Annotated in this window: 30 protein-coding genes; 19 read left to right on the plus strand and 11 right to left on the minus strand. The window is 73.0% G+C overall.

What is annotated here, in order from left to right; all coding sequences use genetic code 11:
* Positions 1-56 precede the first annotated feature (56 nt).
* Both J421_RS20125 and arfB read left to right on the plus strand, forming a co-directional pair.
* The gene (locus tag J421_RS20125) at positions 57-1,400 is read left to right on the plus strand and encodes a hemolysin family protein (protein WP_025412973.1); all 1,344 of its coding nucleotides are present in this window, start codon (positions 57-59) and stop codon (positions 1,398-1,400) included.
* Positions 1,397-1,849 (plus strand): alternative ribosome rescue aminoacyl-tRNA hydrolase ArfB, encoded by a 453-nt coding sequence (arfB, locus tag J421_RS20130; RefSeq protein WP_025412974.1) that lies wholly within the window; start codon positions 1,397-1,399, stop codon positions 1,847-1,849. The genes J421_RS20125 and arfB overlap by 4 nt, the downstream gene beginning before the upstream one ends.
* A 96-nt stretch (positions 1,850-1,945) precedes the next feature.
* On the opposite strand, the gene J421_RS20135 is transcribed toward arfB, so the two are convergent.
* On the minus strand, positions 1,946-2,689 hold the full coding sequence (locus J421_RS20135) for a hypothetical protein (protein ID WP_025412975.1): 744 nt from the start codon (positions 2,687-2,689) through the stop codon (positions 1,946-1,948).
* Between the two features lie 263 nt (positions 2,690-2,952).
* On the opposite strand from J421_RS20135, the gene J421_RS20140 reads away from it, so the two are divergent.
* Together J421_RS20140 and J421_RS20145 are read left to right on the plus strand one after the other, a co-directional pair.
* Entirely contained in the window at positions 2,953-3,453 is a 501-nt protein-coding gene (locus tag J421_RS20140; protein WP_025412976.1) for a hypothetical protein, read from the plus strand.
* A 60-nt stretch (positions 3,454-3,513) separates the two neighbouring features.
* On the plus strand, positions 3,514-3,882 hold the full coding sequence (locus J421_RS20145; protein WP_025412977.1) for a hypothetical protein: 369 nt from the start codon (positions 3,514-3,516) through the stop codon (positions 3,880-3,882).
* A 487-nt stretch (positions 3,883-4,369) separates the two neighbouring features.
* Here J421_RS20145 and J421_RS20150 read toward each other — a convergent pair whose 3' ends face one another.
* On the minus strand, positions 4,370-5,203 hold the full coding sequence (locus J421_RS20150) for a hypothetical protein (protein WP_148306415.1): 834 nt from the start codon (positions 5,201-5,203) through the stop codon (positions 4,370-4,372).
* Positions 5,204-5,217: 14 nt separating this feature from the next.
* Positions 5,218-5,838 carry a penicillin-binding protein activator LpoB gene (locus J421_RS20155; RefSeq protein ID WP_025412979.1) on the minus strand — a complete coding sequence of 207 codons (621 nt, stop codon included), beginning with the start codon at positions 5,836-5,838 and terminating at the stop codon, positions 5,218-5,220.
* Between the two features lie 191 nt (positions 5,839-6,029).
* Between J421_RS20155 and J421_RS20160 the strand changes: the two genes are divergently transcribed.
* From J421_RS20160 to J421_RS20175, 4 genes are read left to right on the plus strand one after another with little or no spacing between them, the layout of a single operon-like run.
* Complete coding sequence (locus J421_RS20160; RefSeq protein ID WP_104022859.1) at positions 6,030-6,287, plus strand: CPXCG motif-containing cysteine-rich protein; 258 nt, start codon at positions 6,030-6,032, stop codon at positions 6,285-6,287.
* Positions 6,288-6,290: 3 nt separating this feature from the next.
* A complete protein-coding gene (locus J421_RS20165) occupies positions 6,291-7,829 on the plus strand; it encodes a CHAD domain-containing protein (RefSeq protein ID WP_025412981.1) in 1,539 nt (512 codons plus the stop codon).
* Between the two features lie 24 nt (positions 7,830-7,853).
* On the plus strand, positions 7,854-8,228 hold the full coding sequence (locus J421_RS20170; RefSeq protein ID WP_025412982.1) for a hypothetical protein: 375 nt from the start codon (positions 7,854-7,856) through the stop codon (positions 8,226-8,228).
* Entirely contained in the window at positions 8,221-8,610 is a 390-nt protein-coding gene (locus J421_RS20175; RefSeq protein WP_025412983.1) for an RNA-binding S4 domain-containing protein, read from the plus strand. The genes J421_RS20170 and J421_RS20175 overlap by 8 nt, the downstream gene beginning before the upstream one ends.
* Here the strand turns inward: J421_RS20175 and J421_RS20180 are convergent.
* Both J421_RS20180 and J421_RS20185 read right to left on the minus strand, forming a co-directional pair.
* Positions 8,597-9,280, minus strand: a complete 684-nt coding sequence (locus J421_RS20180; RefSeq protein WP_025412984.1) for an alpha/beta hydrolase — start codon at positions 9,278-9,280, stop codon at positions 8,597-8,599. The two genes, J421_RS20175 and J421_RS20180, sit on opposite strands and share 14 nt — an antisense overlap.
* Positions 9,277-9,705, minus strand: coding sequence for a RidA family protein (locus tag J421_RS20185; protein WP_104022860.1), 429 nt, complete (start codon positions 9,703-9,705; stop codon positions 9,277-9,279). The genes J421_RS20180 and J421_RS20185 overlap by 4 nt, the downstream gene beginning before the upstream one ends.
* 66 nt (positions 9,706-9,771) lie before the next feature.
* On the opposite strand from J421_RS20185, the gene J421_RS20190 reads away from it, so the two are divergent.
* The 3 genes from J421_RS20190 (at position 9,772) to J421_RS20200 (ending at position 12,572) form a co-directional block, all read left to right on the plus strand.
* Positions 9,772-10,905: an alanine racemase gene (locus J421_RS20190; protein ID WP_025412986.1), complete on the plus strand. Its 1,134-nt coding sequence runs from the start codon at positions 9,772-9,774 to the stop codon at positions 10,903-10,905.
* Between the two features lie 103 nt (positions 10,906-11,008).
* The gene (locus J421_RS20195) at positions 11,009-12,232 is read left to right on the plus strand and encodes a DNA polymerase Y family protein (protein ID WP_025412987.1); all 1,224 of its coding nucleotides are present in this window, start codon (positions 11,009-11,011) and stop codon (positions 12,230-12,232) included.
* A 109-nt stretch (positions 12,233-12,341) separates the two neighbouring features.
* Positions 12,342-12,572: a hypothetical protein gene (locus J421_RS20200; RefSeq protein WP_025412988.1), complete on the plus strand. Its 231-nt coding sequence runs from the start codon at positions 12,342-12,344 to the stop codon at positions 12,570-12,572.
* Between the two features lie 4 nt (positions 12,573-12,576).
* Here J421_RS20200 and J421_RS20205 read toward each other — a convergent pair whose 3' ends face one another.
* Together J421_RS20205 and J421_RS20210 are read right to left on the minus strand one after the other, a co-directional pair.
* Positions 12,577-13,362: a CPBP family intramembrane glutamic endopeptidase gene (locus J421_RS20205; protein WP_025412989.1), complete on the minus strand. Its 786-nt coding sequence runs from the start codon at positions 13,360-13,362 to the stop codon at positions 12,577-12,579.
* An 85-nt stretch (positions 13,363-13,447) separates the two neighbouring features.
* Positions 13,448-13,732 (minus strand): hypothetical protein, encoded by a 285-nt coding sequence (locus tag J421_RS20210; protein ID WP_025412990.1) that lies wholly within the window; start codon positions 13,730-13,732, stop codon positions 13,448-13,450.
* 139 nt (positions 13,733-13,871) lie between these two features.
* Here J421_RS20210 and J421_RS20215 point away from each other — a divergent pair, with 139 nt between their 5' ends.
* The 4 genes from J421_RS20215 to J421_RS20230 all read left to right on the plus strand — a co-directional run bounded on the left by J421_RS20215 (position 13,872) and on the right by J421_RS20230 (position 17,443).
* A complete protein-coding gene (locus J421_RS20215; protein WP_148306416.1) occupies positions 13,872-14,954 on the plus strand; it encodes a hypothetical protein in 1,083 nt (360 codons plus the stop codon).
* Positions 14,955-14,958: 4 nt separating this feature from the next.
* Positions 14,959-15,681, plus strand: a complete 723-nt coding sequence (locus tag J421_RS20220) for a hypothetical protein (RefSeq protein WP_025412992.1) — start codon at positions 14,959-14,961, stop codon at positions 15,679-15,681.
* 27 nt (positions 15,682-15,708) lie between these two features.
* Positions 15,709-16,980, plus strand: coding sequence for a phospholipase D-like domain-containing protein (locus J421_RS20225; RefSeq protein WP_025412993.1), 1,272 nt, complete (start codon positions 15,709-15,711; stop codon positions 16,978-16,980).
* 130 nt (positions 16,981-17,110) lie between these two features.
* Positions 17,111-17,443, plus strand: coding sequence for a hypothetical protein (locus J421_RS20230; protein WP_025412994.1), 333 nt, complete (start codon positions 17,111-17,113; stop codon positions 17,441-17,443).
* Here the strand turns inward: J421_RS20230 and ligD are convergent.
* The 3 genes from ligD to J421_RS20245 all read right to left on the minus strand — a co-directional run bounded on the left by ligD (position 17,440) and on the right by J421_RS20245 (position 19,254).
* Positions 17,440-18,483: a non-homologous end-joining DNA ligase gene (gene ligD, locus J421_RS20235; RefSeq protein WP_148306417.1), complete on the minus strand. Its 1,044-nt coding sequence runs from the start codon at positions 18,481-18,483 to the stop codon at positions 17,440-17,442. The two genes, J421_RS20230 and ligD, sit on opposite strands and share 4 nt — an antisense overlap.
* Positions 18,470-18,883, minus strand: a complete 414-nt coding sequence (locus J421_RS20240; protein WP_025412996.1) for a hypothetical protein — start codon at positions 18,881-18,883, stop codon at positions 18,470-18,472. Before J421_RS20240 ends, ligD begins: the two co-directional genes overlap by 14 nt.
* A 95-nt stretch (positions 18,884-18,978) precedes the next feature.
* A complete protein-coding gene (locus tag J421_RS20245; protein WP_025412997.1) occupies positions 18,979-19,254 on the minus strand; it encodes a hypothetical protein in 276 nt (91 codons plus the stop codon).
* A gap of 948 nt (positions 19,255-20,202) precedes the next feature.
* On the opposite strand from J421_RS20245, the gene J421_RS20250 reads away from it, so the two are divergent.
* On the plus strand, positions 20,203-21,123 hold the full coding sequence (locus J421_RS20250) for a hypothetical protein (protein WP_025412998.1): 921 nt from the start codon (positions 20,203-20,205) through the stop codon (positions 21,121-21,123).
* On the opposite strand, the gene J421_RS20255 is transcribed toward J421_RS20250, so the two are convergent.
* On the minus strand, positions 21,067-21,555 hold the full coding sequence (locus J421_RS20255; protein WP_025412999.1) for a hypothetical protein: 489 nt from the start codon (positions 21,553-21,555) through the stop codon (positions 21,067-21,069). The two genes, J421_RS20250 and J421_RS20255, sit on opposite strands and share 57 nt — an antisense overlap.
* Before the next feature lie 580 nt (positions 21,556-22,135).
* On the opposite strand from J421_RS20255, the gene ku reads away from it, so the two are divergent.
* From ku to J421_RS20270, 3 genes are all read left to right on the plus strand, one after another.
* A complete protein-coding gene (gene ku, locus J421_RS32930) occupies positions 22,136-23,020 on the plus strand; it encodes a non-homologous end joining protein Ku (protein WP_025413000.1) in 885 nt (294 codons plus the stop codon).
* 175 nt (positions 23,021-23,195) lie between these two features.
* On the plus strand, positions 23,196-24,326 hold the full coding sequence (locus J421_RS20265; protein WP_148306419.1) for a DNA polymerase domain-containing protein: 1,131 nt from the start codon (positions 23,196-23,198) through the stop codon (positions 24,324-24,326).
* The gene (locus J421_RS20270) at positions 24,323-24,841 is read left to right on the plus strand and encodes a hypothetical protein (protein ID WP_025413002.1); all 519 of its coding nucleotides are present in this window, start codon (positions 24,323-24,325) and stop codon (positions 24,839-24,841) included. Before J421_RS20265 ends, J421_RS20270 begins: the two co-directional genes overlap by 4 nt.
* Positions 24,842-24,866 lie beyond the last annotated feature (25 nt).

Raw genomic sequence — 24,866 nt, forward strand, 5'->3', positions numbered from 1 at the left:
GATTGGGGCGAGCGGCGCACGACAGGGGGACGAACCAGCTACGAGGGGGTTACAGGGTGGCCGTAGCAGAGGCGGAGGAGACGCTGACGCTCGGCGCCATCGCGCTGCGTCTCGGGCTCGTGTTCCTGCTCGTGCTGCTGAACGGCTTCTTCGTGGCCGCCGAGTTCTCGCTGGTCGCGGCCCGCCGCAGCCGCCTGGATCAGATGGCCGCCGAGGGGGACCGCGCCGCGCGCCGCGTGCGCGATGCGCAGGACCAGCTCCCCCGCATCATCTCGGGCACCCAGCTCGGCGTGACCCTCGCCTCCCTGGCGCTGGGCTGGCTCGGCGAGCCCTCGGTGGCGGCGCTCATCGACCTCGGGCTGCGCTCGCTCGGCGTGCACGCGTCGCCGGCCACGGAGCACACCGCGGCGGCGGTCGTGATCGGCTTCCTCGTCATCACGTTCCTGCACATCGTCATCGGCGAGCTCGGACCGAAGTCGGTCTCGCTCGTGAACGCGGAGGGCGTCGCGAAGGTCATCGCGCGCCCGATCCTGCTGTTCGTGCGCGTGACGTCGCCGTTCATCTGGGTGCTGAACGGCTCGGCGAACCGCCTGCTCCGCCTGTTCGGCATCCAGCCGGTGTCGGAGGAGGAGCAGGTCCACTCGCCGGAGGAGCTGCGGCTGCTCGTGATGCAGGCGCGCGCGCACGGCACGCTCGACGAGAGCGACTCCGCCATGCTCGCCGGCGTGTTCGACTTCCACGAGAAGAAGGCGTACGACGTCATGCGCCCGCGCACCGAGGTCGTCGCGCTCGACCAGGATGCGACGGAGGAGGAGGTGCGCGAGGTGCTGCGCACGGAGCGGTACTCGCGCTACCCGGTGTACCACGAGTCGCTCGACGACGTCGTCGGCGTGTTCCTCGCCAAGGACTACTGGCTGCGCGACGGCGACAGCCCGTTCTCGCTGAAGGACTACCTGCGCGAGCCGCTCTACATCCCGAGCACGCGCGCCGCCGAGCGGGTGCTCGACGACCTGCGGAAGACGCGCGCGCACCTCGCCGTGGTGCTCGACGAGTACGGCGGCACCGCCGGCATCGTGACGATGGAGGATCTCGTCGAGGAGGTGGTCGGCGACATCAACGACGAGTACGACCAGCGCGAGCGCGAGGCGTTCGAGTTCGAGGGGGTGCTGGAGCTGGCCGGCGCGCTGTCGCTCGTCGACGTGCGCTCCGACTACCACCTGCGCATTCCCGACGGCGACTGGACGACGCTCGGCGGCTACGTGTTCGGCACGCTCGGGCGGCTGCCGAAGATCGGCGACCGGGTGCCGTTCCCCGGCGGCGAGCTCGAAGTGGTCGCGATGGACGGCCGCCGCGTCGCCGCGGTCCGCGTGCACCGCGCGCCGGCGCCCGCCGCGTCGTGACCGATCCGTTAGGCGCGCCGGATCCGGGCGACGCGCTGGTCGTCACGCCCGACGTCGCGATCCCGCGCGCGGAGCTCGACGCGAAGGCGACGCGCGCCGGTGGTCCCGGTGGTCAGCACGTCAACACGTCGAGCACGCGCATCGAGCTGCGATGGAACGTGCGCACCACCCGCGCCCTCGACGACGCCCGCCGCGACCACGTCCTCGCCCGCCTCGCCGCGCGGCTCGACGCCGACGGCAACGTGCGCGTCGTGGCGAGCGAATTCCGCAGCCAGCGCCAGAACCGCGAGGCCGCCGAGGCGCGGCTCGCGGATCTCGTCCGGCGCGCGCTGCACGTCCCGAAGAAGCGGAAAGCCACCAAGCCCTCGCGCGCGGCGAAGGCCAAGCGGCTCGACGAGAAGCGCAAGCACTCCGAGAAGAAGCGTCAGCGGCGCGACTTCGACATCTAGGGCACGAGGGCAGGAGGGCGCGCGCGAAACGCACGAGGGCAGGAGGCCGTGTGGCCCTCCTGCCCTCCTGCCCTCCTGCCCTCCTGCCCTCGCCCCTCAGCGGCCGCCGATCGACACGCCGACGTGGTACGTCCACAGGTTCGCGTTGGAGTCGATCGTGTGCAGCGCGATGCCGCCGCCCGGCAGATCCTCGATGCCGCCCTCGCGCAGGTAGCTCGTGCGCCCGTTGTTGTGGAAGCGCGCGCCGAGGTCGAGGAACACGAGCGTGCGCCGGCCGTGCGCGATCGGGATCAGCACGCCCGTGCCGCCGGAGTACGAGAACACGAAGTCGTCGTAGTTCGTGTTGTGCAGCAGCGACTCGCCGTCGTTCAACCCCTTCACCGACGACTCGGTGGCGAAGTACGAGAAGCCGACGGTGCCGTTGACGTACGGGCGCACCGGCCCGCGCGGCGCCATGAGCTGCGGCCCCACGCCGAACCAGACGATGTTGTTCGACGTGTTGAGGTCCACCTGGATGCGGCCGCCCACGGTGGGGCTCAGATTGACGCGCTTCGTCTCGCTGCCGTACTGCACGAAGTTGCCGTCGACGCGCAGCGCGAACGCGCCGAGGCCGCCGAGGCGCGCGAGGCCGTGCACGCCGACGCCGAAGCCGTTCGAGACGTACTGCTTGAACTGCCCCGCGGGCTGCGCGACGGTGAAGTCGACGCCGGCCATGAGCCGCGGCTCGCCGTCGGCGGTCGCGGGGCCGAGGTTGAGCGGGGATTGTGCGAGGACCGCAGTGGGAAGCGCGAGCGCCGGTGCGAGGCGTCGCGCGATGCGAAGTGCGCGATGGATGAGCATGGTGGGGCTCCTGGGGGAAGTGCTTCTGCTGCCCATTACGCCGCACGCGCGGCGCGGTTTCACGGGGATGCGCTCGTGAGCGTGGGTACCGCCGCGCTCGGCCCCAGAGCCGAGCCGTCGCGAGCGCGAGGCCGCCCGGCACGACGTGCACGGTGCCTAACGACACCCGCGTGCCGCCGAGATCCGCGCCGATCGCGTGATCGCCCACCGGCAGCCGCACGCGCGCCACGCCGACGACGCCCGGCAGCAGATGCCACGACCGCGTGTCCGCGCGCTCGACGGCGCCGCCGACCGAGCGCACGATCGACGCGATGTCCTTGTGCTTCTTCTCCAGCCCCGACGCCGCGGCCTCGCGCAGCGCCGTGCGCACGAGCAGGCGCGCGAGCCGCGCCGTGCGGTCGCGCCGGAAGTCGGCCGCCTCCGCCGCGGAGAGATCCGCGCGCAGCAGCGTGACCGCGGGCGTCGTATCGACGACGAGCGACACGAGCGGCATCGGCGCCGGCCGTCGGTACGCGGGCCACGTGAGCTGCGCGCGCGTCGACCAGCCGCGGCGTCGCACGCGCGATGGCATCGATGCGTCGGTCGTCGCGTCGCTCGTCGCGTCGCTCGTCGCGAGCGTGTCCGCGTCGGGGGCCGAGTCGTCGGCAATCGCGTCGGCCGTGTCGGCGTCGAGCGCGAGCACGCGCTGCGGCACATCCGCCCACAGCCCCTCGTCGCCCGTCAGCAGCGACGACGCGCGGGCGATCGCGTCGCGCTGCCCGTAGCCGCCGTGGCGGCTCGCACCCTGGAACACGCGCCACTCGCCGTCGTCGCGGCCGCGCACGGTGAGGCGCTGCTCCACGCGGTGCGCGACGAACCCCTGCTCCACCACCACGAGCACGTCGCCGCTGTCCGCCGACGCCGGTGCGACTGCCGTCCACGCCGCGTCGGTCGGCGCGTCGGGCGACGCGTCGACCGAGTCCGACACGACACCGCCGGCGAGCGCGCGCGCGATGCGGAACGCGACGGCGGCGTCGTTCGCGTCACCCGCCGCCGCGAACACCGCGCCCGACACGACGCGCAGCACCGCGCGCGTCGACGCGTCCATCGGCAGGCGATCCGCGTCGTACTGCTGCAGCAGCGACCCGAGCCGCCGCGCCTCGACGGCCGCGTCGGCGACCGAGCCGCGGCGGAGCCACGCCAGCAGCCCGTAGTAGTGCACGAGCAGCCGCTCGTTGTGCCCCGGCGCGTACGGCAGGGCGAGGTCGTTCGTCGTGAGCGACAGCGCACCGCGGCTCGCGCTCTTCGTGTAGCGATCGTCGGCCAGCGTCGCAGCGCGCTCGAACGCGGCAGCGCTCTCGTCGAACTTGCCGGCGTAGTACGCGGCCGTGCCGGCGAACAGGTCGCGGAGCAGGCGGTCGCCCGGCCCGCCGCGCTTCTCGCTCGCCGCCGTCTGCAACGCCGCCTCGAACCGCCCCGCCGCGAGCGCCTCGCGCAGCCGCTGCTCCGCCGGCGCGAGCCCATCCGGCCCCGCCATCGCCGCGCGCGCCGTCTGCCGCACGAGCGACGAGCAGCCGCCTAACAGCGCCCCGCACACGAGCATGCCCCCGAGGAGGCTGCGTCGCGGCGTGGCTGCGTGGCTGCGTTGGGATCCGTCACGCAGCCACGCAGCCACGCAGCGACGCAGCCCACCGCGGCAGTTCATCGCGCCTGCTTCTCGAGAATGATCACCCGCTCCCGCGCCCGCGCGATCGCGTCGGCCAGCTTCGCGTTCGCGTTCCCGATCGCGTCGATGCGCTGGATCTCGAGCTGGGTCAGGAACCGCTGATAGCGCATCAGCGCCTCGATCGGGCGCAGCTGCTCGTCCAGCAGCGTCGCGATGCGGTACTGCAGCATCGGCTCGTTCGGCAGCAGCACGAGCGCGCGGTCGTATCGGTCGAGCGCCGCGGCGCTCTGGCCAGCGGCCGCGAGCCGGTCACCCTCGGCCAGGAGCATCCGCCCCTCCGCCGCGGCACGTCCCTCGGGCGTGGCGTCCGCCGCGCTCTGCACCACGCGCACGCCGGCGCCCTCGCGGTACGCGACCGACGACACCCGGCCCGACGCGAGCTGCACCATCGCGATCTCGCCCTGCATGTCGCGCGGCGGCGTGCCTAACGACGCCGGCACGAGCACCGCCGACGCCGACGCGCGGCGCGCGCTCCACGCCGCGGGCGCGCTCCGCGTCGCGGCGAGCACCTGCGCCTCCGTCATGCCGAGCGCCACCTCGCCGCGGGCGAGCGCGGCGCACACGTCGGGCGTGCATCCCTGCAGCGCGGACGCCGCGGCCGAGTCGGCGGCGGCGCGATGGGCGTTCTGCATCTCGGCCGCGCGCGATGCCGCGGCCTCGCCGGCGCGTGCCGCGTCGGGGACGCGCTCGCCGGTCACCAGCACGGGCTGCTCGTGGATCACGCGTGGGCCGTTGCACGCCGAGGCGAGCGACAGGCAGCAGCCGACCGGGACGAACACGAGCACGGATCGGAGCATACGTCGAGTCATGGTCATGTTCTCCCTCACCAGCCGATGCGTCGGCGGTCGATGTACTTCTTGATCTTGTGCTGTCCCACCCAGACCTTCGCGTTCGACTCCAGGTCCACGAGCGTCGCGTCGATCTGGTAGTAGACCACGCGCTCGCGCCCCTCGGCGTCCTCGATCGCCTGCACGTCGCCCTTCAGCACGTACTGGGCGCCCTGCTCCTTCACGAGACCGGCGCGCGTGTCGGCCGCCGCGTACTGCTGCTGGTCGGCGCGCTCGGCCCGCACCTCCTGCCGCTCGGACGCGCTCGCGACCACGGTGACCGTGCCGCTGCCCAACAGCGCGGCCTCCACGTCGCGCGTGAACGTCGCGACGGGGATGTGCTCCATCGTGTGGTTCGTGAACGCGCCGACGATGACCGCCGGCGGGCGGCCGCCGCGCGCCGCCGCGGCGCGCTCGGCCCACGGCGCGGCGAGCGCCTGCTGCACGAGCGCGCCGGCGACGAGCCGCGAGTCGGTGTCGTTCCACCGCCCGGAGAGGTCGGTGACCGAGGTGGGATCGATGCGCGCGACCCGCTTGTTGTTGCACGCGCCGAGCGCCACGACGGCGGCGGCGAGCAACGGGGCGTGCCGCGCTCGGACGAACGAGGTGTGTCGCATGGGGACCGGGGGCTGCGGAGGGCGGGACGGAACGTCGAGCGCGACGGTACGCAGCGCCCGGGCCCGTGACGCACGTCACGCAAGTCGTTGCGCGGCCTCACGGTGCGGAATCCAGCGCCAGCCCCGTTGTCCCTTCGCGGTGACGCAGCCGTGTCGTAGCGCGGGGACGGACCCGTCGACAACTTCCGCCCATGATCGACTTCGAGGATCCCACCGAGGACTGGCTCGACGAGGAGTTCCCCCTCGGTGACGGGGTGGCCGACGTGACGGGCGTGGTCGTCTGCCCGTACTGCGGCGAGGCGAACGACGTCGCGCTCGACCCCGGGAGCGGCGCCCACCAGGAGTACGTCGAGGACTGCCAGGTCTGCTGCCGTCCGTGGCGCGTGGTCGTGGCGTACGACGGCGACGGTTGCGCGCAGGTCTTCGCCGAGCCCGCGGACGGCGACTGAGCGATGCTCGCCCCGGACATCCTGCTGGAGCGCCACCCGAAGGAGGCGGTGCGGGTCGTCGCGCTCGACTTTCTCGCGCAGGCGTGCGCCGCACGCGATCGGCTCGGCGACCCGTCGGACACCGAGGCGCTGCACGACTTCCGCGTCGCGATCCGGCGACTGCGCAGCACGATCCGCGCGTTCCCACGCGAGCTCGCGGAGAGCGTGCGCGGCAAGGCGCGTCGTCGGCTGCGGCGCGTCGCGCGCGCGACGAACGGTGGCCGCGACGCCGAGGTGCAGCTCGAATGGCTGGAGACGCAGCGCCCGTCGCTGTACTCGCGTCATCGTCCCGGCGCGGCGTGGTTCCGCGATCGACTGCGCGAGCAGAAGCTCCGTTCCGACGAATCGCTGCGCGACGAGGTCGCGACCGACTTCGAGAAGGTGAGCGCGAGGCTGCAGCGCGCGCTTCCGTGCTACGAGCTCACGCACCGCGTCGGCGATGCGGCCGCCCCGCCCCGCTTCGCCGACGCGCTCGCGACGCGCGTGCGTGCCGCCGCGACGGAGCTGTCGCTGCGTCTGGCCGAGGTCACCGGCCCCGCGGCCGCCGACGCGGCGCACGAGGCGCGCATCGCGGCGAAGCGGGTGCGCTATCTCCTCGAGCCCGTCGCGCCGGCGGTCGACGGCGCGCGCGATGCGGTGCGTCGCCTCAAGGCGCTGCAGGATGCGTTGGGCGAGCTGCACGACCTCGACGTGGTCGGCGAGGAGCTCGCCATCGCGTTAGGCGACTTCCAGCGGCAGCAGCAGACGGCGGAGGCGGCGTCGATGGATGCCGCGTCGGCGGAGGCGTCACCCGCGGAACCGGCCGAGCCGGAGAACGAACGGCCGCATCCGACGCCGATCCCGAAGGCGGCGTTGGAGCGCGATCCGCGGCCGGGGCTCGCCGGGCTGGCGCGGCGCGCGCGGACGCGGCGCGAGGCCCTGTTTGTGGAGCTCTCCAGCACGTGGTTCGCGGGCGCGGCCGCACCGTTCCTCGCCGCGCTGGAGCACGTCGCGCAGGCGCTCGCCGCGCCGCGGGCCGGTGGGGCCGGCGACGACGGCGTGCCGCGCGAGATCGAGCGGAAGTACCTGCTCAGTGCGCTGCCGCCGCGCGCGCGCGACGTGCCGCCCGCGGAGATCGAGCAGGGCTGGCTCCCCGGCGAGCAGCTCGTCGAGCGGCTGCGCCGCACGCGCGACGGCGCCGGCGAGCGCTTCCATCGCACGGTGAAGATGGGACGCGGCGTGTCGCGCGTGGAGCTCGACGAGGAGACGACGGCGGATCTGTGGCGCGCGCTGTGGCCGCACACGGAGCCGCGCCGCATCGCGAAGCGCCGCCATCCCGTGCCCGACGGCGCGCTCACGTGGGAGATCGACGAGTTCCTCGACCGGCCGCTCGTGCTCGCCGAGATCGAGCTCCCGTCGCCCGACGCCACGCCGCCGTTCCCCGAGTGGCTCGCGCCGTACGTGGTGCGCGAGGTGACCGACGAACCGGGCTACACCAACTACGAGCTGGCGGCGTCGCGTTAGGCAGGCGCGCCGGATCATTCCCCGATGACCGATCCCCTTCCAACGCTGCTCGCCTCCCGCTTCCGCGACGACGCGCAGGCGCTCCGTGCGCGCGCCTCGGTGCTTCAGTCGCGCGGCGGCACCCAGGCGCACGGGCCGAGCGCCGACGCGTGTCGACAGATGGCCGACGCGTGCGACCGCGTCTCCGCGCTGCTCGGCGCCGCGGCCGACGCGACCGCGTTGCGCGCCGCCGTGCCCGAGCTCGAGCGCCTCCTCGCCGCCGAGCGCTCGCCCGACGTGCGCAACGTCTACGGCGGCGCGGTCACGCGCGTGCGCCAGGCGCTCGGCGCCGCGGACGAGGACGACGAGGACGACGACGATCTCGAGGACGAGCTCGACGACGAGGACGACGATGAGTGACGACCAGGAGCGGGTGCGTCTCGACAAGTGGCTGTGGGCGGCGCGGTTCTTCAAGACGCGCTCCCTCGCCACCGAGGCCGTCGACGGCGGCAAGGTCGACGTGAACGGCACGCGCGCGAAGCCGGCGAAGCTCGTCGGGCCCGGCGACGAGATCCGCGTGCGCGTCGGCCCGCAGCTCTTCGTCGTGAAGGTGAAGGACACCGCGGAGCGCCGCGGCCCGGCGACCGCCGCGCGCGAGCTCTACGACGAGACGCCGGAGAGCGCGGCCGACCGCGCGCGCGCCTCCGAGCAGCACCGCCTCGCCGCGACGACGTTCGACTTCGACGACGGACGTCCGAGCAAGAAGGACCGGCGCGAGATCCGCCGCTTCAAGGGGCGCTGACGTCGACCGTCGCGTGCATCACGCGTGCGAGGGTCGGCGCGTCGAGCTTGTGCCCGCCCTCGAAGCGCACGGCGTCGTATGGCACGCCCGCCGCATCGAGCCGCGCGCGCAGCGCCGCGACGGCGTCCGCGGCGACGAACCGGTCCTCGGCGCCGGCGACGAACGTTAGGCGCGTGCGCCGGAGCCACGCCGCGCCGAGGTCGAGCTCCGGCGGCACGTCGCCCGCCCACAGCACCAGCCGCGCGGCGGGCGGCGCGCCGCGGCGGTCGCGCGCGGCGAGCCAGCGGCACGCCGTCGCGGTCGCCTGCGAGAAGCCGAGCACGTGCAGCGGCGCACCCGCGCCGTCGGCCGCGGCATCGAGCGCGAGGTCGAGCCACCGCACGTAGTCGCCGATCTCCGCGTCGCGGTCCTCGCGCGTCATCCACGTCGCGCCCACCCGCGGGCCGTGCGGACCGTCGAGCGTGGACTCGAGGTAGAAGCGCGACAGCGCCTCCGGCACGACGACGAGCCGACCCGCCGCGTGCGGCGCGAACGGCCGCGCGAAGTACGCGGCGAGCTGCCCGTAGCCGTGCAGCACCACCCAGATCTCGCGCGCCGTCGCCGCATCGCCGAGCGTGTAGTAGCGCGCGGTGCGCGGGACGGTGAGGTGCCGCTCGACCGGGTCGCTCACTCGCGGCCGCCGACGTAGGCGACGGCGCTGATCTCCACGAGGATACCGCGCAGCGATGCGCCGACCGCGGTGCGCGTGGGATACGGCGGGCGCATGATCTCGCGGTACGTCGCGTCGAACGTCCCCCAGTCGTCGACGTTCGTGAGATACACCGTGACGGAAACGACATCGTCGAGCGTCGCGTCGGCGGCGGCGAGCGCGCGCTCCACGTTGCGCATGACCTGGCGCGTCTGCTCGGCGATCTCGTCCCCGACGAGCGCGCCCGTCGACGGGTCGCGCGGCACCTGGCCCGACACGAACACGAGATCCCCCGCCCGGACGGCCGGGGAGTAGGCCCCCTTCGGTGCGGGGGCACCGGGGAGCATCACGGATTGCCAGCCGCGGGTGCGGTCGGCAGGTTGCTGACTGGGCGACGTGGGTGTCATGTATGTCTCAGGACAGTGAGTGAGACCGCGTCATGCGCGGATTGTAATCTCCCCGACCACCCCCTGGTGCCACTCTACCTCGACCAGCTCGAGACCCCCGCCGCGGTGGTGGATCTCGACATCCTCGCCGCGAACCTCGATCGCATGGCGGCCTACGCGGCGGTGCACGCGCTGCGTCTGCGTCCGCACGTGAAGACGCACAAGGCGCCGCGCATCGCCGCGGAGCAGTTGCGGCTCGGCGCGACCGGCCTAACGTGCGCGACGATCCGCGAAGCCGAGGTGATGTCCGAGCTCACCGACGACGTGCTCGTCGCGTTCCCCGTCGTCGGCACCACGAAGCTGCGCCGGTTGATGGCGCTGCCGTCGCGGGTGCGGCTGCTCGTCGCGCTCGACTCCGCGCGCGCCGCGGTGCAGCTCGCGGCCGCGGCCGACGAGGTGGGACGCGAGGTCGGCGTGCTCGTGGAGATGGACGTCGGCATGCGGCGCGTGGGCGTCGCCGGCGCCGACGCGGTGGTGGAGCTCGCGCGCTTCGTGTCGGAGCGCGAGGCGCTGCGCTACGAAGGCATCACGTTCTACCCCGGCCACGTGCGACAGAGCATCGGCGAGCAGGGCCCCGCCTTGGCCGACGTATCCGCGCAGCTCGACGCGACGCTCGGCGCCCTCGAGCGCGACGGGCTCACGCCGCGCATCGTGAGCGGCGGCTCGACGCCGGCCGCATGGCGCATGCACGAGGTGCCCGGCCTCACCGAGGTGCGCCCCGGCACGTACGTCTACAACGATCGCGTGACCGCGGCCGTCGGCGCGTGCGAGTGGGACGACTGCGCGCTGACCGTCGTCGCGACCGTCGTCAGCACGGCGGTTCCCGGTCAGGCCGTGATCGACGCCGGCGCCAAGGCGCTCGGCCGCGAGCCGATGGACCAGACGCGCGCCGGCGGCGGTGCCGCGCCCGGCTTCGGCGCGCTGCTCGACCGCCCCGAGGTCGTCGTGACGCGCATGAGCGAGGAGCACGGCATCCTCGACCTCTCGCGCACCGACTGGCAGCCGAAGGTCGGCGACACCGTGCGCGTGGTGCCTAACCACGTGTGCATCGTGGTGCACCTGAACGATCTGATCTACGGCGTGCGCAACGGCGTCGTGGAGACGCGCTGGCCGGTTGCCGCACGCGGGCGCGACGTGCCCGAGATGATTCCGGACTGGTAGGCCGTGGTGTCTCACGCGGAGACGCGGAGCACACGGAGAACTGCTAGACTGGTCGGTATGCTTGTCGTTCTCCGCGTGCTCCGCGTTTCCGCGTGAGACGATCATGACCCGTCGCATCCTCCACTACGACATCGACGCGTTCTTCACCCAGTGCGCGGCCGTCGAGTGGCCCGACACCGCGGGGAAGGCCGAGCTGCTCGTCGTCGGCGGCAGCGCGGAGTCGCGCGGTGTCGTGACGTCGGCGAGCTACGCCGCGCGCAAGTACGGCATCCGCGCCGGCATGGCGACGAGCACCGCGAAGCGACTGTGCCCGCAGGCCCTGTTCGTCCCCGTGCCGCGCGGCACGGTCGGCGAGAAGAGCCGCGCGGTGGTCGCGGTGATCCGCTCGCGTGCACCCGTCGTCGTGCCGACCGGCGTCGACGAGGGCTACGTCGATCTCACCGGCACCGAGAAGCTGCCCGGCTACGAGGACGCGGAGGCGTTCGCGCGGCGGCTGCGCGAGGCCGTGCGCGACGAGACGGGGATGACGCTCTCCATCGCCGTCGCGCCGAACAAGCTCGTCGCGAAGGTCGCCGTCGACTACGCGAAGCCGCACAAGGGCGGCGACGGCGTCATCGTCGTCGTGCCCGGCGAGGAGGCCGCGTTCATGGAGCGGCTCGCGCTGGGCGACCTTCCCGGCATCGGACCGAAGTTCGCCGAGAAGCTGGCGCACATCGGGCTGCGCACGGTGCGCGACGTGCTGCCGCTCGATCTGCAGGCGCTGACGACGATCCTCGGCGCCGACACGGCGCGCTGGCTGCACGACCGCGTGCGCGGGAAGGACGACTCGCCGGTCGAGGAACGCGACGAGGTGAAGTCGACCGGCCGCGAGGAGACATTCCCGCGCGACCTGCACGACGACGCGGAGCTGGAGCGCGAGCTGCTCGCGCTGTGCGAGCGCGTGGGCGCCGACCTGCGCGGCGAGCAGTTCCGCGCGCGCACCGTCACCGTGAAGATCAAGGACGGCGACTTCACGCGCCGCCAGGCGAGCCTCACGCTGCCGCGCGCGATCGAGAGCGACCGCGCGATCTGGGAGGTCGCGCGTCCCCTGCTCCACCGGCTGCGCCGCGCGCGGCGCGTCGGCGCGCGGCTGCTCGGCGTCACGCTGTCGCAGCTCGAGCACGCGTCGGCGCCGCAGCAGCTCGGATTGTTCGACGAGACCGTCGTCGCACCCGACGACGTCGTGGAGACCGAGAAGGACCGGCGCGTGTCGCAGACGGTCGACGCGATCCGCGCGAAGTTCGGGCGCGACGTGATCAAGCGCGCCGGCCGGCTGGACGAGAGCTGAGCCGCCCGCGGTGCGACCGGAGCGTTCGCCACTGGCGCGGCACGTGCGCCCCTTGGCCCTCGCCCGTCGGCCCTGGTAGTATTCCGCCTCACCCGCATTCCCGACTTCGATGGCGCACTCGCCGATCCTGCCGCCCAACCGCCACATCCCGTACAAGAAGGGTGGCTGGGGTGCCGCGCTCCTCACGCTCGCCGGCGTCGCGGCCCTGTTCCTGACGGCGTTCTACATCCACACGCGGACGTACCGCCACCCGCGCGACCTCATGATGCGAGAGGTATACGAGCAGCCGGGCAACGCGCACGAGGCCGCGCAGAGCACGCCGGCCCCCGAGCACCGGTGACGCGTCACCCGACGGTGAGCACCATCACGTCGTAGAGCGCGTGCGACCACGCGGTGATGCCGAACCCGCGGAGGACGTACAGCACGCTGAAGAACAGCCCGGCGAGCGCGCGGAACGTGAACGACGCGAGCGTGAACGCGTCGCCGTATGCGCCGATGTAGTGCGCCGCCGCGAACACCAGCGCCCCGACGCCCGACGCCACCGCGCCCGCGAGCGTCGGCCCGGCGCCGAGCACTCGGCGTAGCCCGAACGCGAGCGCGCCGACGAGCAGCACGCGGAACAGCAGCTCCTCGAACAGCCCCGCGCCGAGGGCGAGCATGAGCTTCGTCGGCCACCCCAGCGAGGCCATCGCACTGTCCGGCGCGGGCGCGATCGCGAGATGCGTGATGGCGAGATGCGGCTGGACCGCGTGCAGCAGCCGCGCCGTCGCCACGCCGATCACGAGCCCGCACACCACCGCGAGCACCGCCGACTCGGCGAGCATGAGCGCGAACACGTTGCGCTGCAGCCGCGCGCCCGAGCGTCGCATGTCCCACCCGGCGAGCCCCACGCAGCCGAGCACGACGAGCGCGACGACGACCATTCCGCCCCGCGGACCCGCGACGAGCGAGAACAGCGCGGCGAGCATCACCTCCGCGCCGTTGCGTACCTGCGCCGCATCCCCGTGCGACAGCAGCGCCGCCAGCCCCTCGTACGCCGCGAGCAGCGGCAGCGCGAAGAGCAGGCTGTAGCGCGGCGCGCGGCTGAGCCGCCAGTACGAGCTGGTTGTCGGGGCGAGGCGGGCGGGCATGGGCGAGGGCAGGAGGGCAGGAGGGCAGGAGGGCAGGAGAGGCGAAGGGAAAGCTCCTGCCCTCCTGCCCTCCTGCCCTCCTGCCCTACGCCAGTCGGTCCGGGGCGGGTTTCGACGCTACCTCGGCGTCGCTCGCGTCGCTCACGCCCTCGATGGCGCCGTCGCCGCGTGGGTCGTTCTCGCCGAGGATGCTGAGGCCGCGGCGCTCGTCGTCGCTCACCGGATCGCCGGCCGCGGGGGCCGAGCGCTCCTGCCATTCCGTCTTGCCGCCCTCGCGAGCCATGCGGTCGATCTCGTCCTCGTCGCGGAAGCGGTTCGGGTCGCGGCGGCCGGCGAGGGAGTCGTCGGTGCGGTCGTCGGGCTGGGGCATGCGGTCTCCTCGGGTTCGAGTCACGCCCGGTACGGCCGTCCGGCACGGGCGTCGCGACCCAACCGGCAACGGTCTTGCCACGTCGCTAGCGTTCGACCGTCCGCTGTCCGGCTCACGCTCGCCCACTCGCTCGTCGATGATGTCGCTCTTCCGTGCCCGCCCCACCCTGCATCCGTACGCCGCGCTCGTCGCCGGCGCGCTCTCCGGCTGCGACTCGGACGCGCCGAAGCCCGTCGGCCGCGCCGGCGCGACCACCGCCGGTGCGACCACGGCCGTCGCCGCGGCGCCGACGCCGGTCCGCCGCGATTCGGCGAGCGGCGAGGCATGGTGGCCCGACACGGTGCGCCGACCGAACGCCCGCACCCCGGGCGACACGGCGCGTCGCGCCAAGGGGCACGAGCCGGTCTGGCCGAACCCGAAGGCCCCGGCACCGATCGCCGGCTCCATCCTGCCCGCGAAGCGCATCGTCGCGTTCTACGGCAACCCGCTCTCGAAGAAGATGGGCGTGCTCGGCGAGCTCCCCATGGACCAGATGCTCGCGAAGCTCGACACCGAGGTCGCGAAGTGGAACGCCGCCGATCCGGCGCACCCGGTGCAGCCCGCGCTGCACCTCATCGCCATCGTCGCGCAGGGGACGCCGGGCAAGGACAGCACGTATCGCTATCGTGCCGTGCCGGAGCTCATCGAGAAGGTGTACGGCTGGGCGAAGCAGAAGCGCGCGATCCTCTTCCTCGACGTGCAGATCGGCAAGAGCACGCTGCAGTCGGAGCTCGCGTACCTGCTCCCGTATCTCCAGCGCCCGGACGTGCACCTCGCGCTCGATCCCGAGTTCGCGATGACGAAGGGCGGGCTGCCCGGAGGCCGCATCGGCACGTACGACGCCACGCACATCAACTACGCGATCGATCAGCTCATCCGGCTCGTCGATCAGTACAAGCTCCCGCCGAAGGTGCTCATCGTGCACCGCTTCACGGGGCCCATGGTCACGAACTATCAGAGCATCAAGCTCGATCCGCGCGTGCAGGTCGTGATGGACATGGACGGGTGGGGGCCGCCACACGGCAAGAAGGCCACGTGGTCGCGGTTCATCTATCCCTATCCGGTGCAGTACACGGGATTCAAGCTGTTCTACCACAACGACACGAAGAACGGCTTTCCGATGATGACCCCGAAGCAGGTGCTCGCGCTGTTTCCGCCGCCGATCTACATCCAGTACCAGTAGTCGTATGCGCTCCTCTCGCATCCTGGTCGCCGCATCGCTCCTGCCGGTCGTCGCGCCGGCCGCCCTGTCGGCGCAGTCCCGTTTCGGTGGAGGGCTGGCCGGCGTCGCGAGCCAGCCGCTCGGCGACTTCCGACAGAACGCGAAGTGGGGCTTCGGCGGCGACGGCCACGTGACGCTCGCCGCCGACCGGCGCGGCATCCTCTCGCTGCGCGGCGAGGCGAGCGTCGTCGGCTACAGCGCGGGACGCGCCGAGTTCGTCGTCTCCGACGGCTTCGGTGGGCGGGCGCTGCTGGAGGAGGAGGCGAGGAATCACATCTACACGTTAGGCATCGGGCCGCAGCTCACCGTACCCAGCGGACCGTTCCGGCCGTACGCCGCGGCGATCTACGGGCTGACGCACTTCTCCACCGCGACGACGATTCGCGTGCCGCGCGAGGAGACGACGAACGGCCAGCCCATCACGCTCGATCAGCGGACGAACTTCAGCAACACGAGCCGCACGATCAGCGGCGTCGGCGGCGCTCTCGTGCCGTTGGCCTCGATCGGGCTTAACCTCGGCGGGGCGCTGCTCGACGTCGGCGTGCGCTACCAGCACAACCCGCACGCCCGGTTCGTCCGTCCGGGCGACGTGCAGCTGAACGAGACCACGACGCCGAGCGTGACGACGAGCGAGGGCGCGGCGAACGTGCTGAGCTACCGCATCGGCGTCTTCACGCGGTTCGATTGATCGACACGGGCGCCCCGCGACCAGCCGATGGCCATCATCGCGTTCATCCTCGCCGGTCTGTTCGTCGGAGTCCTCGGTCTGCTCGGCCTCCTCAACGCGGTTCGAGGCACGCCCGTGCGACGCGTCGTCCCGCTCGGCGCGACGCTGCCGCCGGTGGACGATCCGTCGTTCTGCACGGCGATGGAGCTCGTCAGCCGCACGGCGCTGTCCGGTGGCCATCACGTGGAGACGTTCTGGAACGGCGACCAAACGTACCCGCGCCTGTGGGCCGACCTGCGCGCCGCGCGGACGTCGATCACGCTGCAGCTCTACTACTGCGAGACCGGGCGCATGGCCGACGAGCTGCGCGAGATCCTCGTCGATCGCGCACGCGCCGGCGTGCGCGTGTTCTTTCTCTACGACGCGTTCGGCACGTCGTTCCCGGACGAGTACATCGACGCGCTGCGTGCCGCGGGCGTGCGCGCCGAGCCGTTCCGACCGATCGGGATCCGCACGCTGCGCACGATGCAGCATCGCGCGCACGTGCGCGTCGTCTCCATCGACGGCACGATCGGCTGGACGGGCGGCTTCGGCATCTCCGACAAGTGGTTCGGCGACGGCCGGACGAAGGACCACTGGCGCGACTCGAACGTGCGCTTCACCGGTCCGGCCGTGCATCAGCTGTGGGCCGCGTTCGCCGCGTGCTGGACCGAATCGACCGGCGACCTGCTGATCGCTCCGGTCGAGCCGTCGGCCGACGGTGACGGGCCGGTCGTCGCCGGTCTGCTGCACGCGTCGCCGTCGGTCGGGAGCACCGAGGCCGAGCGGTTCCTCACCTACTCGATCGCCAGCGCGCGAAGGACGCTCTACATCACGAACTCCTACTTCGTCCCCGACCGCGCCATCCGCACGCTCATCGCCGATGCCGCGCGCCGCGGCGTGGACACGCGGATCCTCACGGTCAGCGCGGAGACCGACGTCAAGAGCACCTGGTACGCCGGCCGCGCGCGCTACGAGGAGCTGCTCGCCGCCGGCGTGCGCATCTTCGAGTACCAGCCGGTGATGATGCACGCGAAGACGCTCACCGTCGACGGCGGGTGGGCGGCGTTAGGCAGCATGAACGCGGACAACCGCTCGCTCTCGTTCAACGAGGAGACCGTGCTCATGATCCTCGATGCGGGCGTCACGTGCACCATCGAGCGGCAGTTCCTCGACGACCTCGGCTTCGCGAACGAGATCCGGCTCGACGAGTTTCGCCGGCGGGGCTGGATCGAGCGCATCAAGGAGAAGGCGTGCTACGCGGTGTGGCGCGTGCTGTGAGCGGCGTCGGCACGGCGCTCCCCGTCGTCCTCGGTCCACATCCACGTCGGCCATGTCCCGCACACTCGTCACGGCTCTCGCTCTCGCCCTCTGCGCGGCGTGCTCCCGCGCCCACCGTACCCCCGACGCCGTGTTCGACCGCGAGGTCTCGCAGCCGGACTCGGTGATCGTGCGCGTCATCAGCCGCGCCGACCGCCGGCTCGCCATCGCGCTCGAGCGCGCCGGCCGCGACTCCGTGCTCGGCGAGGTGGGCGCGAGCGGCGAGGCCCGGTTCGCGCTGCGCGCGGCCGACGTCCCGCGCGACCGCGTCACACTCGTCGCCACGGCGGTCGGCGGCAACGCGAACGTGCGCTCGGTGCCGGTGCGCGTGCGCGCGGGTCAGGTGGCGCTGTTCCTGGTCACGCAGGATCTGCTCGGCAGCCAGCTGTACGTGCGCTGGCCGGAGCGCACCGCGCGACGTTAGGCGGCGCCGCTCCGCGCGACCGGCTCGCGCCGGACGTCTCGCGCCGGCTTGTCGTCGCGCACCCCGACGAAGATCGGCTGCCGCAGCCGACCGTCGGCGGTCCACTCGCTGAACTTCACCTCGACGACCACCTCCGGCCGCACCCAGTGCGCGGGCGCGTTCGTCTTGATCGCCTCGGTGAACGGCGATGTGGCGCGCGCGAGCGGCCTGAGGCGCCGCGCCATGTCGGCCAGGCCGGCGTGCGTGAACCCGCCGCCGGTATGGCCCGCGTAGACGAAGCGGCCGTCGCGGTCGTAGTAGCCGAGCAGCAGCGCGCCGAGATGCTTGCGGCTCTCGCGCGGCTCCGTGTAGCCGCCGACGACGAACTCCTGGCGCTGCTCCACCTTCAGCTTGAGCCAGTGGCGGGTGCGCACGCCGGGCGCATACGTGGCGTCGGTGCGCTTGGCGAGGATCCCCTCCCACCCCGCGTCGCGTGCGCGTGCGAGCAGCGCCGCACCGTCGGCCTCGGTGTGGCCGAGTCGCAGGCGGCCCCCCTTCCCGCCGCGCCCCCGGCGCCCGAGGACGCGCTCGAGCCGCGTCCGGCGCTCGCGCCACGGGCGCGCGATCAGCGGCTCGTCGCCGTCGAGCAGCAGGTCGAACGCGACGAGCGCGCTCGGCGCCTGCGTGGCGTGCAGCGCGACCGCACGCGGATCCTCCACGTGCATGCGCGACTGCAGCGCCTGGAAGCGCGCGGGCTCGCCCGCATCGAGCGCGACGACCTCGCCGTCGAGCACCAGCGAGCGGCCTGCCCGCGCGGCGAGCGCGCGGAGCGCGGCGGCGATCTCGGGGAACTGGCGGGACTTGTCGTTGCCGTTCCGCGTGAACAGGCGCGCCTCGCCGGCGGTCGCGACGGCGATCACGCGGATGCCATCGTACTTCGGCTCGAACGTCCAGCCCGGACCCGTCGGCAGCGTCGCGCCGGTGCTCGCGTACATCGGCTCGACGGGCGCCACCCGTCCGGCCGCGACCGGCGCCGCCGTTAGGCGCTCAGCCGCAGGCACGCCCCGTGCCCGTCCCACGCGGCGCCGGCAGCACGCATCCCGCGTCGTCGATCGGGATGCCGAACGGATCGGGGCCGATCACCGACTCCCACGCGTGCTCCTCGCGGACCGTCGCGCGCAGCTCCTCCTCGGTCATGCGGCGCAGCTCCAGCCTCACGGTGGCATCGTCGTCCTGCACCTGGAGCACGAGGTGCGGCGTGAGCTGGACGAACGCCGTGACGACGACCTCCTCGTCGTAGAGCACGACGCGCGGCGCGTCGGCGAGGTACCGGTTCACCCGGGACATCTCGCCCTCGAACAGGCCGCCTAACACTTCGATGACTGCGGGCCGGAACGGCTCCGCGGCGTCGCGCCCGGTCGCGCCGCGCGGCGCGCCTGGCGAGTCGACGAATCCGACCACGTGTACCTCCGCCGGTGAGCGTGTCGGGCCGTGTGGCCCGATCACGCCTCGGCGAGAGTCCCGTGCCAGCGCGTCAAATGCGCGTCACGCGCGTCTCAGGCGGGTGCCGCGCCGACGGAGAATCCGGAGAGCGCGGCGGGCCACGCGGCGCGTGCTCGCTCGAGCCGGGTCACGAGCGCGGCGGGGAGCTGGACGGCGCCGAACTCGTGGGCGGTCCAGATGAGATCCACGACGCGCCGGTGCTCGTTCGCCGCGTCGAGCAGCTCGCGCAGTGCGGCCGAGGAGCCGAATGTGCTGCCGATCACACCGTCGATCGGCGCCGCCATCGGCAGCGGGTCCGCGGTCGCGTCGGTGCCGCGCGCGGCGAGCATCGGGGCGGCGGGCGGCGGCGGTTCGTCGTCCGCGACGAGCGTGAGCCAACGGCGCGGCTCGTCGCGTACCCTGGCGTACGGAGCGTCCGCCCCCAGATTGCAGGAAACGGTCGGGTCGAGCGTCGGATCACCATCCGACGGGAGAGGCGCCGCGGCGACTGCCGACGGCTCCCCGATCCGCAGGGCTACTGCGGGGTCACTCGTACGCATCGTGAGACGGAGGCGTGCCGACGCGTGCGTCGGCGGTGGGATAGAGGCAGCGTGCGACGCGGCACCTGCGTTGGTGCACACGACCGCGGATCGTCTCGCTCGCGGCGTTCACGCCCATCGTGGTCGACAGCGATGATGCGTTCGCGTGGTGCGGGGTCGGTGAATATACACGACTGATACGTGCGCGCTACCTGCGCGATAGGCGTCTCTCGCTGCCACTCTGACGGCGCAGATTGCGCGCGGCGCTGGCACGGAACTGTAAGTAGATCGCGAGCACGACCGCACGCGCGACACACGCGAGTATTGAGGGTGTAGCACACGATGGCACACGGTCGTCACACGAACGTCGGCACGAACGAGCACACCTGCACAGCGATGAACGCGTCACCTGCACTCCTCGTCCGCGCGCGACCGCTCGCGCCGTGTCGATCGTCACCCGCACTTCCACTTCGGATGCGCTGCCATGGCCCGTACGCCTTCCGCCGCAACGGACTCGTCGAGCGACGCGGCTGACATCGAGCTCGCGGCGCGCATGGTGGTCGAGGACCACTGGGCCGTCGCCGCGCTGACGATCTCGGACCGCCAGCGCGCGCGCGCGCGCTCGTCAAGCGCGCCTGGCGCCGCGGCGCGCCGCGCCTGCGCGACGCGTGGAGCGCCCGCGATACGGAGCTGCTCACGCGCGTCGCCGATGCGTACGAGCTGGCCGCGCTGGAGCAGGCCGATCGACTCGAGCTCGCGATGCGCGAGCTCGATCGCGCAGGCCTCACGCCCACACTCCCGACGCCCCCCGAGGACGTCATCCCACCGAGCGACGACGTCGAGCGCGCCGGAGCCGCCGACGCCGGCGGCGCTCCCGCACCGACGCTGGCGGGACACGCGACGCACACGAGCTCGAGCCATCAGGCGGAGCTCGCGCAGGTCGCATCGGCACTCGCCGCGCTGCGCGGCGCGAGCGACGTCGCGTTCACGTTCGTGCGCACGCGTCCGCTGCCGCCCCCGTGGGATCCCGCCCACCTGCCGCACGTGCTGCGTGCGCTGAGCATCGGCGCGCTCGGCGCCGACCGGGTCGCGCTGCGGCAGTGGATCGCCGCGGCGCGTGACGCGCGACACGAGACCACCGGCCTCGCGGCGGACGACGGCACGCACCAGCTGCTCGCGCGGTGGGATGCGCGGCTGCGCGACGCGCTCGTCGACGTGTGGCTCGAGATCGCCGAGCACGTGCTCACCGGCGACGAGTCGGGCGACACCGACGCGGTGCAGCGCGCGTTCGAGCGGCTCGGCGAGATGCGGGAGGCGCGCGCGACGCACGAGGCGCAGCTGCTCGTCACGCTGTCGGGCGACATGGTGCCGGTCATGCGCACCTACCTGCAGATCCTCTACGCGCTCGCCGACGCGACGGCACACACCGTCGTGTGGGCGCGGCGCGGCGTCACCGCGCTCGCGGTGCCGCGGGCCCGCATGGCGCTCGCGTCGGCCGGCACGCTCACCGCCGGCGATCGGACGCTCGACACGGCGTACCAGTGGCTCACGACCGCGCTCGAGGTGCCGATGATCGTCGCCGGTCTTCCCGCGCCGGCCGGCACGCTCGGCGAGCGCGGGGCGTCAGTCGTCGAGCCGGACCGCCACGGCGCGCCAGCGCGACGTCGTTCGCGCGGGTAGGCTCCCCGGAAAGACGAGTGACTCGACGGCCGCGGCGACCACCGCGGCCGTCGTCGCTCGCAGCAGCGCCTCGCCTTCGGCCGGCGCGCCGCGCCGCGGCGTGCGCACGTAGCAGAACGACGGTCGCGGCGCACCGCTCGCCCACCGCCCGGCGAGCCCCATCCGCCTAACGCCCGCCTCGGCGCCCACGTGCTCTTCCCCGGCGCCGTCGCCGCCGGTCGGCTCGGCGTCGATGCGGTACCACGCGTCGCGCAGTCGCGCGTGCAGATAGTACGGCTCGTCGGCGTCGCTCGCGTCCCAGTACGCGTCCCAGCACGATAGATCGTCGTCGCCGACGGACGCGATCAGCTCCACGGCCGCCGACGTCATGGGCGCGTCTTCGAGCGCGACGAGCAGTGCACCGATGGGAGCCGCGCACGCGACGAGACGCATGGCATCGCTGGGGTGAGAAGTGCGGAGGGAGTGCCTAACGGGCACCGGCGCGCAGTCGTCATTCGTTACGCGCCCGGGAAGAATACGAGCGCGCGCGACATTCGCAACGGCAATGCGCAGCGTCGTGCGTTGTGCACACGTTCTCCACAGCATGTGCACAACTCGCTGTGCACAACGCTGTGCACAAGCACGCGTGTCGCGCGCGGCATCGCGCAGGGAGCGCCAGCGCACACGCGGACGTCGCGCGCGTCGCGATCCATACGGCGTGAACGTCGGCGCCCCCGCGCGCGAGGCGAGCTGCGCGCCGATCGGCCCCATCACCGCTGCGTGCGCCGCGGCCATCGAGCGGGAGTTCCAGCGTTCACACTGGCCGGCGCCGTGTGCGCTGGCGTGCCCTGACCCCAGAGCGCGTACGCTTTGTCGCATTGTGATACGCATTCGTTCTCCACGCGCATGTCGACAACTCACGTGGACAACATGTGGAATGTCGACAACGCGATGTGCGGCCCGTCGTCTGCACCTCCGGGCCTTCCCCTGCGACTCGCACGACGCATCTTCACCTCGGACGGGACGCGACACAGTGGCGACGATCTGGAAAGGCGCGGTGAGCTTCGGGCTCGTGAACATCCCGGTGCGCGCGGAGCCCGCGACACGCGACACGGAGAGCGTGAGCTTCCGACAGCTCGACAAGCACAACCTCGCGCCCATCAAGATGCGGCGCGTGAACTCCGTCACCGGCGACGACGTGGAGTGGAAGGATCTCGTGAAGGGATACGAGTACACGAAGGGCAAGTTCGTCGTCGTCACGCAGGAGGAGCTCGACGCGCTCAAGGTGCCCACCGGGCGCACGCTCGACCTCGTGGCGTTCGTCGACGCCGGCGAGATCGACCCTCGACACTACGAGACGCCGTACTTCCTCATTCCCGAGTCGACCGCGGGGCGCGCGTACGCGTTGCTGCGCGAAGCCATCCGCGACAGCGGCGTCGTCGGCGTGGGACGCGTGACGATGCGGCAGCGCACGCACCTCGTCACCGTGCGCGTGATCGAGGACGCGCTCGTGATGGACGTCATCCGCCCCGCATCGGCGCTCGTCGATCCGCGTGCGCTCGACCTGCCGAGCGCGGAGAGCGTGCGCGCGCCGGAGAAGGCGATGGCCGAGCAGCTCATCTCGCACCTGCACGCGCCGTTCGACGCGTCCGACTTCACCGACGAGTACCAGGTCGCGGTGCGCAAGCTCGTCGAGTCGAAGCTCACCGGCGTGGACCTCGAGACCGACAGCGACGTCGACGCGGTCGGCACGCCGGTCATCGACCTCATGTCGCGCCTCAAGGAGAGCCTCGCGGCCACGGGGTCCGATGCGAAGCGGGAGCGCGCGGAGCCGCACGAGACCGAGACGCGCAAGCGCGGACGCGCCTCGCACGGCGCGCCCACGAAGAAGGCGGCGCCGCGCCGGCGCACCGCCTGATCCCATCTCACCACACCGCCCGATGTCGCTCAAGCGCGCCGCCGCCGATCGTCCCACCATCACGGGTCCCGTGCGCGGAACCATCGCCCGACCGACGACGCGATCGCCGATCGTCGCGGGAGTCGACAGCCCGAGCCCGCCCCCGCGACGACGCGGACGCGCGCGCGTGCCTCGCATGCCGTGGTCGGACGCGCTCGCCGGCGTGCCCGATCTCGTCGCGCTCGGACTCGGCGCGACGCGCGAGGCGCTCGATCTGCTGCTCGCGAGCGAAGCGGCCGAGTCGCACGGCGCGAAGACGCGACTGCGCCTCGCCGTCGCCGACGTGTCGGCGATCGCGCCCGAGCACTTCGGCGTGAACATCCCGACGCTCGACGAGTGCGTCGACCCGTACGGCTGGCGGTGGGTCGTGCGCGCGCCGCTCGCGCTCGGCGTCACGCATCTCGGGCGCGCCGTCGGTGCGAGCGCGACGAAGGCGGATCTGCTGCGCTACTATCTCGCCGTCGCGCCGTACCTGCTGCGCGCGATCGCCGGACGGCCGCTCGTGCTGCGCCGTCACACCGATGCGGGCGAGCGCGGCGCGTTCTACCAGCAGCACGTGAACGCCGAGCCGCCCGACGGCGTGCGCACGGCGCGCGTCGACGGCGACACGAAGCCGCGCTTCGTCGGTGGCGGTCTCGTGACGCTGCTGTATCACGTGCAGCTCGGCGCGGTGTCGATGGATCCGTGGCACGGACGCGCCGATGCCCCGGAGCTCGTCGACTACGCGATCATCGATCTCGACCCCGGGCCCGAGGCGCCGTTCGGGCGCGTCGTCGATGTCGCGCGGTGGGTGCACGACGAGCTCCTCACGCTCGGACTCGCGAGCCTGCCGAAGACGTCCGGCGCGTCGGGGATCCACGTCGTCGTGCCGCTGCCGAGCGACACGACCGCCGACGCAGCGCGGCTGCTCTCGGAGCTCGTCGCCACGCAGGTCGCGGCCCGCCATCGACACGCGGCCACGGTGGTGCGCGCGGTACGCGAGCGTCCGTCGGCGAGCGTGTACGTCGACTACCTGCAGAACATCGCCGGGAAGACGGTCGCCAGCGTGTACTCGGCGCGCGCGACGCCCACGCTCACCGTGTCCACGCCGCTGAACTGGGAGGAGGTGACGCCGGCGCTCGACGCGGGCGACTGGAACATCCGCACGGTGCCCGAGCGCATCGCGCGCGTGGGCGACCTGTGGGCCGACGCGATGCAGCGCGGCAACGACCTCGAGGCGCTGCGCCGCGTGCTGCACACGTCGCACGCGGCCGGAGGTCGGCGATGAGGCGCCCCGTCTCGGCCGAGGAACTCGTCGACGCGCTCGCGCCGCGCTCGCGCATCCCGCTGCCGCCGCTGGCGCGGGGAACGCGCCGCGCGCCGCGTGCGCTGCGGGGCGTGCTCCCACCAGGCGTCACGCGCAGCGACGCGCGCGAGGCGCTCCGCGCGCTGCTGGAGCGGAAGGGCCAGTTGCGCACGTCGGAGGCGCTGCTGGTGGTGGTGTGCTGGCTGGAGCAGGCCGGGCTCGAGTGCGTGCCGGCGCCGTCGGTGCGCGCCGTGTACCCCGACACGGGGCCGGCGCTCGGGACGATGCCGCACTACCTGCAGCACCTCGTGTCGGTCGGGCTGCTGGAGCGCGTCGCGACGGCGGTCTACCGCGCGACGCCGTTAGGCCGGGCGGTCGCCGACGCGCTTCCCGACCGCTCCGCCGTGCGCGCGCTGCGCGCCATGCGGCTCACTCCGCCGAGCCCGCGCCGGCTGCCGCGCGGCGGGTTCGACGACGCGTCGGAGTCGGCGAGCTGAGGCCGCCACGCGAGGCCGCGCTGCC

Source organism: Gemmatirosa kalamazoonensis (genome assembly GCF_000522985.1).
In the GTDB taxonomy this organism is placed as follows: Bacteria; Gemmatimonadota; Gemmatimonadetes; order Gemmatimonadales; family Gemmatimonadaceae; genus Gemmatirosa; species Gemmatirosa kalamazoonensis.